The organism is Flavihumibacter sp. CACIAM 22H1 (genome assembly GCF_001601815.1).
GTDB lineage: Bacteria > Bacteroidota > Bacteroidia > Chitinophagales > Chitinophagaceae > Flavihumibacter.
Genome location: NZ_LUKG01000020.1, coordinates 46,066 through 58,624 on the forward strand (window position 1 = coordinate 46,066; position 12,559 = coordinate 58,624).

Annotated in this window: 9 protein-coding genes; 4 read left to right on the forward strand and 5 right to left on the reverse strand. The window is 43.6% G+C overall.

Going from position 1 to position 12,559, the window contains the following annotated elements:
• From A1D16_RS07930 to A1D16_RS07945, 4 genes are all read left to right on the forward strand, one after another.
• The coding region (locus tag A1D16_RS07930) for a HAMP domain-containing sensor histidine kinase (protein ID WP_290708825.1) at positions 1-660 on the forward strand (660 nt) is incomplete at its 5' end.
• On the forward strand, positions 657-1,415 hold the full coding sequence (locus tag A1D16_RS07935; protein ID WP_290708826.1) for a response regulator: 759 nt from the start codon (positions 657-659) through the stop codon (positions 1,413-1,415). The genes A1D16_RS07930 and A1D16_RS07935, both read left to right, overlap by 4 nt.
• Entirely contained in the window at positions 1,399-2,283 is an 885-nt protein-coding gene (locus tag A1D16_RS07940; RefSeq protein ID WP_290708827.1) for a LytTR family DNA-binding domain-containing protein, read from the forward strand. Before A1D16_RS07935 ends, A1D16_RS07940 begins: the two co-directional genes overlap by 17 nt.
• Before the next feature lie 105 nt (positions 2,284-2,388).
• Positions 2,389-2,763, forward strand: a complete 375-nt coding sequence (locus tag A1D16_RS07945; protein ID WP_290708828.1) for a hypothetical protein — start codon at positions 2,389-2,391, stop codon at positions 2,761-2,763.
• Between the two features lie 7 nt (positions 2,764-2,770).
• On the opposite strand, the gene A1D16_RS07950 is transcribed toward A1D16_RS07945, so the two are convergent.
• From A1D16_RS07950 to A1D16_RS07970, 5 genes are read right to left on the reverse strand one after another with little or no spacing between them, the layout of a single operon-like run.
• Entirely contained in the window at positions 2,771-3,673 is a 903-nt protein-coding gene (locus A1D16_RS07950) for a TIM barrel protein (RefSeq protein ID WP_290708829.1), read from the reverse strand.
• A gap of 41 nt (positions 3,674-3,714) precedes the next feature.
• Complete coding sequence (locus A1D16_RS07955) at positions 3,715-4,944, reverse strand: glycoside hydrolase family protein (RefSeq protein WP_290708830.1); 1,230 nt, start codon at positions 4,942-4,944, stop codon at positions 3,715-3,717.
• A 38-nt stretch (positions 4,945-4,982) separates the two neighbouring features.
• Positions 4,983-7,898, reverse strand: a complete 2,916-nt coding sequence (locus tag A1D16_RS07960; protein WP_290708831.1) for a glycoside hydrolase domain-containing protein — start codon at positions 7,896-7,898, stop codon at positions 4,983-4,985.
• Between the two features lie 9 nt (positions 7,899-7,907).
• Complete coding sequence (locus A1D16_RS07965; RefSeq protein WP_290708832.1) at positions 7,908-9,743, reverse strand: right-handed parallel beta-helix repeat-containing protein; 1,836 nt, start codon at positions 9,741-9,743, stop codon at positions 7,908-7,910.
• Positions 9,744-12,524, reverse strand: a complete 2,781-nt coding sequence (locus tag A1D16_RS07970; RefSeq protein ID WP_290708833.1) for an endo-alpha-N-acetylgalactosaminidase family protein — start codon at positions 12,522-12,524, stop codon at positions 9,744-9,746.
• Between the last annotated feature and the right edge of the window lie 35 nt (positions 12,525-12,559).

A 12,559-nucleotide genomic window follows, 5' to 3' on the forward strand; every position in this document is an offset into this window, starting at 1 on the left:
AAATCACCGCTTACACTTATCAAGGCACCGATGGAACAGGTGTTGAAAAAAGAACATGACTACCCGGATATTTCCTTTGAGCTACAGATGATGAATAAGAATACGGCCCGGTTACTCGAACTCACCCATCAATTGCTTGATTTCAGAAAAATTGAAACATCCGGTTGGCAATTGCAAAAAACACCTATTAAATTAGCCGATTTCATAGAAGACCGCTACCAGGCATTTTTACCTCTTGCCAATCAGAAAAGAATTCGTTTTGAACTATCACTGCAACTTGGCAACCTGCTTATTTATAACGATGAAGACGCCCTTCAGAAAACAGTCGACAATTTATTGAACAATGCTATCAACTACAGCTATCGGTTAATTAAAGTATCCGGTAAACGTAGGAACGATAAAGAAGTTGAACTGCTGATCGAAAATGATGGGAAAGCCATCCCCCCCGAACAGTGGGACCGGATTTTTCTCCCTTTTGTACGGTTGCAGCAAGATAAATCGCGCACGGGTAGCGGAATTGGACTAGCCCTTGCCCGATCCTGCAGCCAATTAATGGGTGGCAGTTTACGGATAATCCGATCAGATGCACAATTAACCAGTTTTCAATTGATACTTCCCCTTCAACCCCCAACACATACACCTTCATTTTCAACCCCATGACAAAAGCAACCATTTTACTGGTAGATGATAATGAGGATATTCTTCAATACCTCCGGCATTTTCTGCAAAAGCATTTTGCCATCAGTACAGCGCATACTGGTAAGGAAGCGCTTGAAAAATTGCAGGAACTGGAAGTTCAATTGATTGTAAGTGATGTAATGATGCCTGAAATGGACGGTTTTGAACTTTGCCGAACCATTAAAAGCAGTGTAGATTTCAGTCATATTCCGGTAATATTACTTACTGCAAAAAACACCCTGCAGGATAAGCTTGAGGGCCTGGAACTTGGAGCCGATGTTTATATTGAAAAACCATTTTCTCCGGAGTACCTGTACCTGCAGATCAATAGCTTACTGGTAAACAGAACTAAAGTACTGGCTTTTTATGCCAATAACCCATTGGCCCATATTAAATCCATGGCCAACGATAAAGCCGATGAACAGTTCCTTGAACATCTTAATAACCTGGTACAGGAGCGTATTGAAAACCCGGAATTTGATGTGGATCACCTGGCCAAGCTGATAAATGTAAGCCGGCCCACCCTCTACAGGAAACTGAAAGAAATAACCAACCTAACGCCCAATGAAATCATTCACCTGGTTCGGCTAAAAAGAGCCGCCACTTTATTACTGGAGGGACAGTTAAGCATACACCAGATCAGCGAAAAAGTAGGGTATACCAGCCCCAGTCAGTTCAGCAGAAATTTCCAGAAACAATTTGGTGTGCTGCCTTCAGAATATGCCAAAGATCATTAAATTGACGCCTGTTATGCAGGTACCGGCTATTTTTAATGCACGTATTCGTATACCGGAAGAAAAAAAGTTCTGGTATTTCCTCATAGTTTTTACCACCGTTTTTAACTTATTCTTTCTAAATACCTTTCTTCCATTTAACATCAATACCTGGAGAAATGATGCCGCATTTGAGCAGCTTCTACACCTTTCTGGGTTTGCCATACTGGGGGGAGCCGTTTTAACGCTGTCTCATTGTTTACTGCAACTTCTTGAAATCCGGCAGTTTGCCTTAAAAACCTACCTGTTGAGGTATTTTGTAGAACTACTTATCATGTCGGTTGTTTTTATTCTTTACCAGGAAGGTGATTGGTTACCCTTTACCGAATTGCTGAAGGAGGTTCCCATTAGTTTTAAATACAGTTTGCTCAGTACCATCCTTCCTTATTCTCTTTGCTTTTTACTGTTTAGAAACCTGACGCTCAAAGAAAAGAACCAGCCCATTGTCGAAAAGGAACCCATAGTAGCTGATCAGGAAAAGTTTTTCAAGGGCATGATCGGTTTCAGGGATGAAAGGAATCAGCTACAATTTTCTATCAGTGCAGATCAGGTTATCTACCTCGAAGCTGCAGATAACTACCTGTATGTATATTGTGTAGACAAGGGTCAGGAAACAAAACACTTATTACGTAATACCCTCAAAAACATGGAACTGCTTTTAGCGGGTTCGGCGTTGAAACGTTGTCATCGATCCTATATGGTCAACGAAGAAAGGGTGCGTTTCGTGCGTTATGAAAAATCGAAATGCCTGCTTTCTCTGCATGGAACCGACCAGGTAATCCCTGTTTCAAACCGGTATTTGAGCGCATTTGGTGAAATAAATCGCCCCTGATTCCTGCAAACGCTGGCTTTTCACCCCTGCTATGGTGATTTCACCCCTATGATTTTTGGGCAGAACAGGCTTCTTCTACATTTACTAAAATTTAAATAGACGTATATGAAAAGAATGCTAAGCCTTTTATTGCTGACCGTGGTAACGGTATGCCTTACCGGTTTTTCGGGTCAGGCGCAGTCTGCCGCCTTTAGCGGAACCTGGTATTTTTCGGCACCCGATTCGCCAGATCCGGGTTATGCTGCCGGATCAATAACCTTCAGTAAACTGGAGGGTAAAAAAGTAGCTGCCTTTAGCTTCAATAATGGAGAGAAGCTAACCGCAACAACCATTGATATTAATAAGGATACAGCAACATTTACGTTGCAAATCCAGGGAGAGCCGGTAAAATTTAAACTGGTGGCCGACCAGGAAAAACTGAAGGGAACGGCCATTTTATCTACCACAGAAATAATACCATTTACAGCCAAACGAAAATAAATCCCGGCTAATGCCCCCCAAGATACCTGGCTTTTAGCAGGCGCATCATATAAACATTGATTTCCCACTGATTCGCTAATGGCTGCCGGGTATAGGGGAGTGTAGGCATATAATCAGCCGGACCAAACTCAGTGAGTACGGTCATTGACTCGCCCTTTTGTTTTTTTCGGTTGATTATAGTATCCCACCAGGACAAATGTTGTTTTACTGTATTTTCCCATTCCGGGGCCCGCGGATCATTTACCTGCGGGCCTTCGGGATGCCCGATACGGGCATGAATATGTTCTGCCCGGGCCAATGCCAGGTTAAGCGTTGCTGCCTGATCGGCCAGCAGGCTTTCGTGTACTGTACACCAATGCGATATATCCAGTGTTAGGCGCATTTCCGGAACTGCTTCCAAAAATTTTCGTGTTACGGGTGCAGAATAACACATACGACCCCGGTGCGTTTCATGGTACACCGGAATGCCGGTTTGTTTGGTAGTTTCCGTTGTGAAGCGGATAAAAGAAAGATTTTCTTCGAAACTAAAATAATCGCGCCCCGAATGACAATTTATATACAAGGGCTTTTTCCGGCTATTTGAACTGGCTGCCTGGATAGCCTTTTTAAATGTTTGCAGATGTTCCTGGGCATCGGCCTGCCATCCGCCACACAAAAACCCTACCTGTAATTGGTGTTTATCCAATGCATCGAAAAGCTTTTCTTGTGCCGCTGCATCCTGTGGCCACCAAACTTCCACCCCATCATAACCCTCCTTTTTTGCCGCCCTACAAAACTCATCTGCGGTTCCATTAAATCCCCAATCAGTAGCCATAAACTGGATTGAAAATCCAGGTGCTGCAACAAAGGAGGGTAACATTGTACCGGCTGTTAGTGCCAGGCCGGATTGCAAAAAATCTCTTCGGTTCATAATTAAATATATAAGGTGGTATTCAAAAATAATGCAAGAACTTATTGTACGCGCGCTAATCTAAGCTGAATATTAAAAGTACCTGTTTGCTTATAAGCGGCGGGAGAATGTATGGTAGCAGCCCCATAAAATACCAGGGGCATTCCCTGTTTGTCGAGTAAAAGAAAGGGGCGCTCGAGGTGATGGAGTTTAACCACCCTTCCATTTTGCAACACAAGTTCCTTCTTTAAAAATTCAGCGTAAAAGGAACGATGCCAATTAATTCCATCGTCTGATTCCAACAAGGCAAGCGAGGCATCGCCTTTTGTAATTTTGCCCGTGAAATCTTTTAACACGGCAAAAAACCTGCCTTCTTTGGTACTATACCATACAAACGGATCCTCTGCACTGGCAATTTTTCCATCATCCATTCTGATATCGAAAATAATATCGGGCAGAACCTTAAAAGGCCCCACAGGAGAATCGCCGATAGCTACACCGTGTACACCCCGCCAGGTTGGGTCATACCAATTCCCCTTAAAATAAAGCAGGTACTTTTTATCGGAGGGTCTATACACAATGGATGGATTTACTACCACTATATTATCTGTTCCCGCAAGCGTACCCGCCGGCGAAGGAGCAATTATAGCCGTTGCTTTGACTCTTGTTGACGGTGAAAGCAACGGGTGAGCAGGCCGTATAAATTTACCGTCTAATAATTCGCTTACAGAAGAAAATTCAAGTACCCCTATTTGCTGAAACTGCTGTACCCTGTCTCTTTTAGATAACAGGGCGCCTGTTGAGCCGGGGGCCTGCGGACCAGGGTCAGCAGACCCTACATAATATAAATAGTACTTCTCGTTAAATTTTTGAATATGTGGATTATGAACCATCTGTGCATCCCAGGCAAGTGAATCACCCGCATATCTTTTTCCCCGCAAAATAGTTTTAAGAGGTGTAAATCCCTTATCCGGATACCTGGACCTGGCCACTGCTATTTCCGATTCCAATACCCAACTATCATAAAACCCCAGGCTGTCTTTTCCACAGGCCCAGGTTGAATAAAACATGTAATACATGCTGTCTTCCATCCGTACTACAGAGCCGCACCATACCATTTTACCTGTATCCATTAACACAGAAGGGCCGGCCAGCATTTCAGCATTTCCTACTGTAATCAGCTCGGCTTCAACAGGCAATGCATGAACCCTGATTTTACTGAGATGGCTTGTTTTACAGGAAGTAAACACAGTAAGTAAACCTAGCAGCAATAAAGAACAACATGTTTTCATACGTCTCTGATTAAGTTATTGTACCTGCCGGCCGGCATCTATTCTACCAATAATAAAACACCTTTTCCTGCTGGTACAGGAATTGGATCGGCGGGTTTAAAGTATTTTTCCTCCTGGAAAAAAGGTATGGCAGGCTGGTATACAACCGCCTTGCTGCCATTAATCCCTAATTTCTTCCAATCAATAGATAGTTGTACCAATTCTTCTTTATCTGACCAGGAGCCGACAGAAAGCATGGCTTTGCCTTTATTACTATAAACAGTGCAAAATACGTTGTCAGACGACACTTTAACCGGGTTGTCTTTCTCCCAATAACCTACCATCCTGGCATCCTTAATACCAAATTGATCCCATACTTTCCAAATATCCCGGGGGTCACAGGTTACGCCTTCTGTTCCCCACGGATAGCGAACCGTCATCCCATATAAAGGGCCTTTCCATGGATTTCCTCCACCATGTAACATATCTCCCATTAATCCAAAGGGTATTCCACTCACCTCCACCATCCAATTATCCGGTGGCATCTGATCATACATAAAACTTTCTCCAAACCAGATCTTATTGATATAGGGAAAATACTCCGTGTATTGCGTGGCTGGTCCTTTTGAAAAGCCGGTATTAGAATGCAGGTCGATCAAACAACCCGGTTTTACTTCGTCCATGACTTTTCTCATACGTTGCAGCATGGTACGATCAAAAGCCACATCATCCAGGTACAAACCGTCAATATCAAGGTTTTTAACCAGCCATCGCAAGCCTTCGATATAGTAGTTATACCAGCGTGATTCACCGCTTGTAAGAATAGAAGCATCACATTCTTCGTAGCCGTTTATCTTATTAAACCATTGAACATTGTAGCCTGATTTAAGGTGTTCTCTCAACCAGGGAAACCCACCCCCATTTCCATCCGCAAATATCTCGGTACCTAAACTTCTGAGTGCCCATAATTCCGGTAACTGGTTCGTCAGTTCCCGGATAGTATAGTAGATTTTTACTTTGAGTCCATTCGCATGCCAGTAATTGACAAAATTACGCATACTGTCTACCGCTATGAACGGATAATTGATATAAGGATTAATAGGGTTGGCATGATGTACATTAGTAAGCCGGATTCCATACTGAAGATCTGTAAGTTTAGGTGCCGGTACATTTCCATTATGATAATAGCGGTTCACAAACTGATCCCGGGTATCTAATTTTTTAACCGGTGTAACCAGCAGTTTAAAAGAAAAATCGAGTTTTTCTCCTGCCCGGATGGTTCTTTTTCCACTTAAAACAGCGGCTTTCACCTGTTGGTCGTCTCGTTTAATTGAAACAGTTCCTTTATTTTGATTATACCAGCTATCGGGGGGCGATGGCTTGTAAAGATTCAATAAAGGACCCGTATAGGCAGCTCCCTGCAGCTCTACATGTAAGCCTGCATGCACATCACCTATCCAGAACGCATCCTGCGGGCCCTTCCATTTCCAGTTATACTGGTCAGGGCAGGCACCACCCGGAAGTCCCAGCCCCATAAAATATCGTGAAATTGCCTGCCGGAAGGGAAGGGTTAGGCGAACGTCTTCTATTTCCAGGTCTTCTTTAGCCTCCAGGCTAAGCTGGTATGAAATGGTTCCGTCAAATTCCATTTTTCCGGTGGTTACCAGGCGGGCTTTATCATTACCCGCTGTTTGCTGCCATTCTATCTTTCCCGCTGTTTTCTTATTCACTGTAAACCCACCTGGAGAGAAAACGGAATTACCGGTAGCACTTACTACTTCAAATCCAATCGGAGCAGCCAGTAAAGGCGTAGTTCCGGCCATAAGTTGTGTTGGCAGGCCTAGTTCATTGAGCGTAAGTGTGGCGGTTTTCCCCGAAACCTGTTTGCCTTTTAATCGAAGCGCAGTATATGGCGCTACAACCCGATCATCTATGCCCAGCCTTGAATTCAACCATCGTAAACGGGAGTGCCGCCAGGGTTCATTATCACCCCGATCAACCAGCATCGTATCATCAATTGAAATACTAATATTAACCTGCTGTTCCGGGATCTCCTTTGCCCGTATACGTACCGTAAAACGCAGTTCCCTGGAAACTGGCTTTTCCGGAATATCAACACCTATCCATAAGGCCTGTACCTTCCCCTTTTCAACCTTTAGTTTTTTGGTAAATGAGTTCCCTTTTGCATCCACCCCTTCTGTATTAAAACAGGTTGCCGCCGCATTATCGGAACTTACCGTTAATTCCGACAGCGTGTTGCCCGCCGCTAAGAGGCCAATCTGAAAAACATAGTACTCATTCCTGTGCGCAACACCGCTGAATGTATTAGACGGACCTTTATCTATCCAAACCGCAGGTATATCTGCCGTCATGCGAATAGGATTTTTACGGTCTTCCGGAAATAATAAAACCTGCCCCGGGTAAGCTTGAAACAACTTATTTCTTTCGGTGGAACTAGCACAAACTTCCATCGGATAAAAACTATCAAACGCTGTTCTGGACTCGAGCTGAAGAACACGGGCTGAAGGATAGTTAAGGGCGGCGTTTGCTACCGATGCCAGCCAATCATCGGTAGCCGTGTTTTCCGGTTTAAGATAGGCCCCTTCCCACCAGCCAACATTTTTTTTACCCTGAAAAGGCAGGTAATAACAGTAATAACGCCCCTTACCACTGGCCGGCTCAAACAACAGCACGGCCTTCTCCCGATTTATTGATACAGTTTTAAGGCTCCTGATCTGTCGCCCTTGTTCATCGAGCAAAAGCAGTCGTTTTTGAGAAATGGCCGAATCCTGCAATCGCCAGTTAATAACAAGCTGAACAAATTTTGAGAAAGTATCTACCTCAATAACAGCCCTGTGATTTCCCAGTTGTTCATCCCAGGGAGTGGTTGCAACAGCGTATTTTTCTACCTGTGCCTTGGCCATTCCACCGAATAAAAACAGGCCAATGGCTCCAAACAAAACTAATTTTTTCATAAACGCTTCTTATTTAGCGATAAGGGTGATTCCTTTCGCACTGATCGATTTTTTAGACATAGCAGAAAATTCCAGTACCGGTTTCCAGGGCACATTAAATTGATTATTGTTAACCGACACCAACTGGCAGGAACTTAGGAGCAGGGAAGGTTTTTCGCCATTCCCCGGCAGAAGACTGGATTGTTCAATGGTATTACCGGTAAATTCTAAGCCCGCAGTTGAACGAGCCTGAACAAGAGGTGCTTCGTACACCTTAAACGTATTATTCCGAATACGGATATTCCGGTGTACATAGTGGTTGGGAATCAGTTCATGATTTTCGGGTGCTATAGAAATTACATAATTCCCCGGCGCAGAGTTATAGCCACATTCCTCAAAACGATTACCCTGAATTAATACATCTTCTACCGGGCCAGATTCATACCAGCTGCTGGCATCATCTGCAATGAGGATGGCATGCATACCGGTGCGAACAAAGCGGTTATTTTCAATACGAACTTTTTTTCGGGTTGTTACGAGGATGCCCCGTGTATTGGTGCGTTCAAAATGAGAATTCTGTATCGTTAATTCCGGTGTAAAGCTGATGTTTTCCAGCACGAAGGTCTGGTCTACTGCCGCCGGGATAGCAGTTTCCATTTCGAGCTCCATAATTCTTTTGTCTATCTTGCTGGCCCGTTTTATTCTGCCGGTACCCTGCGTAACAAGTGTAGATGCTTTTACAAAGCCAACCGTATCACCCTGAAAAAAAGCATCAAAACCATAGGTCTGGTGATGCATAAACTCAACACGTATAGTACGGTCGTTCAATTTCTCCTTTACCTTAAGGTGTGTGCCGTGTACATTAATCGGATCATCATGCGCCCCGGAGAAATAACACTGGTCAATCAGGATTTTTCCTTTACAACCGGAAAAATGAAAGCAATCCGCAAAAGAAGCAATGATTCTTCCGGAACCTTCCGGAGGCGCCACCCTTATTTTTTCCATGGTTATATTTTCAGAAAACTGGGAAACAATTCCGAGCCCATGCATATAGAACATGGAAATGTTTTTCAGGTGGGTATTTACTGATTTCCATATTAAAGCGCCAGCATTATCCCGGTAAGGATCACGTATAGTAAGGTGGTCGCCCTGCTGCCAGCCTGTTTTTGAAAAATCGCCTTTTACTTCTAACTGATTAAATGAAAGTTCACGTACTTCACCAAGTTGTACTGGCCGAAAATTACTGTATTTCATCAATGCTGACCCTGGCCTGAATAAAATGGTATGAAGGTTCTTTGCACTCCAGCCTTCTCCATACCATATAAGTTTACCTTCCTGTATTTTATAACGCGATGCTGGATGAACCTGGAACTGCACCTGCTTTTCCCCTATTGATTGGATGATTAATTCAGACATTGTAGGGCGTTCATAATCAAACTGAATTCCTTCAATAAATATATCCTGGCAGTTGATTAAGGCAAAGGATACCATTTTACCGTGTAAAACAATCAGGGTTTCAGCACCGATGAGCTGAAAATTGCGGAAGTCTTCCAATAAAAAACCGATTGATTTAAGTTTCGAAACTGTATCATTTTCAGTTCCATTGCTTATGTACAGCTCTTTTTTAAAAGAAAATTCCGGCCACAGATCAATCCGCCCTGCAGGTAGTTCCAATCGGGCCCCGGGTTTATCTTTACAATAAGCAAGGGCTCGCTGAATGGCAGCGCTGGCATTTTCAAAGCTATTGGGTCGCACCCCAAAATCCACCGCCTTAACCACTACCGGATTATTTGCCTTTACAGCCCCGGGCAATAAAAACAGGCAACACCCTACAATTGCAACCAAAAGATGAAATGTTCTTTTCATTTAATACATTTTAATAAGCAGTAATTGATCTTTTACTAAAGAAAGTGAAATCGAGCCTTTCTGAACAGTAGTTTCTTTTATTTTACGGGTTCCCGCTGCTGAAACTTCATACAATACCAGTTTCCGGAATCGTTCATAACCTGGTGGAAGTTTCCAGGTTCTATGTTCATAGCCGTCGGCACTATAGGCTAATAAGGAAGAAGAGTTTATCCAGCCTGCCGGAATCAATACATTCTTATCCTCTGCCAGCAATACACCAGCCTGGGTTAATCGAAAACCATTATTATGAAGGCTACTCACCACATTTTCGGCATAATGCACTTCTTTTTTTTGGGAGGACTCTACCAAAAATTTTCTGTTGAGCTGGTTCAAAAAATACCAGATAGCTGTTCCTGTACTGAATTGCTCTTTGAACCCGCGTAATCCAATGGGATCGTTTTTCAGGATTTCCTCGCCATGCATACTAGTTCCAAAAAGCCGGCCCCACTCACTATTGTCTCTTCCGCCCGTATACGTTGATGCTGGCCATTTAAGGTAATAAGAACGATTGTTGAACCACCAGGCCATCGACTGCTCTTCAGCAAAAGCATCGGATCGCAGAAAATCAACTCCTTCGCTGGTGACATCAATTCCTTTAGAGGCCCAATAAGCATAAATTTTCTGTTGGGCTTCCTGTTCGTCCTGCACCGTAAAAGAAAGATAGGGACTTGTCGGTTTTCTGTCCAGGTCAACGCCCCAACTACCATCCGGCTTTATATATGGAATGGGTGGCCAGGTATGAAAAGCATCAATATGTATGGTGCCTGCTTCCCGAATGGGGAGCAAGTCACATAAACTGTCAATTCTTTTCTGCGCATATCCGGTTGCCCATTCCTGTGCATAACTTATTGGGTAGCCCCATTCGCCACCCAATAAGGAGCCGTCTTTTTTCCGCGCAATAATATTGTTCTTTACATAGGCATCCCAAAGCGGACTGTCTTCATAGGCGTCAAACATATTAATGTGTAAGCTAACGCTTGTATTATACGCCCTCGCTTCCTTCATTAACCAACGGATACTTTGTATTGCCGTACTATCCTCCTTTCTTTTTAAAGCCAGGTTAGCTTCAAACCATGCCGGGTATTTGGAATCATGGCCATTGTATTGCCAGCCTACCAGGTAAACAATTTTTGGCATGCCAAGTGTAAGTGCATCTATTTTTTTGATCTGCTCCAGCGCCTGCACGGCATTCAGGTATACTTCAGTTTTGCCATTGTCTCTTCTTTTGAATTTTCCATCAAATAAAGCCTGGCTCATAAACAGCTTTAAGGTAAGGGTTTGGTGATACGCCGGGTGAGGAAATTTTTTCTTAACCAAGCCGTAGTTAAAATAGGTGGTATCAGAAACGGCCTCGTTGGCCAATTGATCAGGTACCAGTAATAATGGTTGATTTGCTTTCAGATGAATGGATACCTGGTTGTTCCTGAACTTATGTACCCCTGCCAGAACCAGCCCGTTTTTTGTAAGCTCCCAGGATTGAACACTTCGGGCATTTTTCCAGCTGTCCGGGATATTACCTGTAAAGTTTTTATCGCTTGTACTATAAATAGCAAAACTATTATCCTTTCTCCAGCCGATGGGGAAGAAGACGGTTTGCTTTTCCCGGTAAACAAGTGCCTCTTGCTTTACCGTGCTATCCGCCAGTGAAACCTGAATATTGCCGGAAAACCTTGCTACCCGCTTAGAAGCCTCGCCTTCAACCGACAAACGTTGGTGCCGGTTCAGGAAATCATATTGTAGGTAATTCAGAAAAAACTCTTTCTGAAACCTAGTTTGCCAATCAGACTGATCAGTTTGTTTACGTCTGTCGGGAAAAATATTTTCTCCGTACATACTAGTTCCAAAAAGGAACTCGAGCCCGAAATCACTGTTTTTAAGATCGGGGTTCATCCTGCTTCCGGTACATAGAGAAGCTGGTTGTTTAAGGTAATCTTCCTGCGTGCGTCCGTTAAAATGCCAGTAATACGGAATTTTACCCAGCATATAATCCATAACCCATTCGCTGGTAGGATCAATTCCTTTGGAATGCCAGTAGTCCGCCAGCTGTTGTTGATAGTAGGCTTCGTGGATCATAGTTTCCCGATGTCCTTTACTTTCCCTGGCTATCCATGCATCCAGGTGAACAGTGCCTGCTTTTTTAAGTTCAGGAAGCATTTCCAATAATTGATCCACGCGTTTTTGGGCATATCCTTTTTCCCATTCGCGCTGGTAATTAATCTGGTACGCTTTGCGGTTATTATAGTTTCCTATGACCAGCAGGCTGCCATCAGCATTCCTGGACAGCATTCCTTCATTTTTATAGGTTGCCCATAAGGGGCTGTCTTCATAGGCATCCGTCATGTTTATATGAAGGCTTACAGTTGTATGGTACTGCTCTGCCTCCTTCATCAGCCATTTCAGGCTTTCCAGGGCAGTGGCATCCGTTTTTCTTTTCAGCGCAGGATTTACATCAAAAAAGGCCGGGTACTTATCATCGTGCCCATTGTATTGCCAACCCACGAGGTATATAATTTTAGGCACTCCCAGGGTAAGTTGATCCGTTTCTTTAATTATTTCCAATGCTCCCTGAAAATCCTGTCCAACTAAACTACCTCCTTTGCCATCCGGAATAGCCAAAAACAATTTCATGACAAGGGTTTGGTGATAGGCATGCCGGAAGGCTGGCGCATTATCACCGGCAAGCACAGAATCGGAGTTTAATCCGGTTAACAGGAGCAAAAAAGAAATCGCTAACACTTTCATGGCTGATTTATTTCAAATTCTTGAACGGGTTGATT

Coding starts and splice junctions, on each gene's coding strand:
- A1D16_RS07965 (WP_290708832.1), bottom strand. CDS start 9,743: ATGAAAAGAACATTTCATCTTTTGGTTGCAATTGTAGGGTGTTGCCTG.
- A1D16_RS07935 (WP_290708826.1), top strand. CDS start 657: ATGACAAAAGCAACCATTTTACTGGTAGATGATAATGAGGATATTCTT.
- A1D16_RS07960 (WP_290708831.1), bottom strand. CDS start 7,898: ATGAAAAAATTAGTTTTGTTTGGAGCCATTGGCCTGTTTTTATTCGGT.
- A1D16_RS07945 (WP_290708828.1), top strand. CDS start 2,389: ATGAAAAGAATGCTAAGCCTTTTATTGCTGACCGTGGTAACGGTATGC.
- A1D16_RS07950 (WP_290708829.1), bottom strand. CDS start 3,673: ATGAACCGAAGAGATTTTTTGCAATCCGGCCTGGCACTAACAGCCGGT.
- A1D16_RS07940 (WP_290708827.1), top strand. CDS start 1,399: ATGCCAAAGATCATTAAATTGACGCCTGTTATGCAGGTACCGGCTATT.
- A1D16_RS07970 (WP_290708833.1), bottom strand. CDS start 12,524: ATGAAAGTGTTAGCGATTTCTTTTTTGCTCCTGTTAACCGGATTAAAC.
- A1D16_RS07955 (WP_290708830.1), bottom strand. CDS start 4,944: ATGAAAACATGTTGTTCTTTATTGCTGCTAGGTTTACTTACTGTGTTT.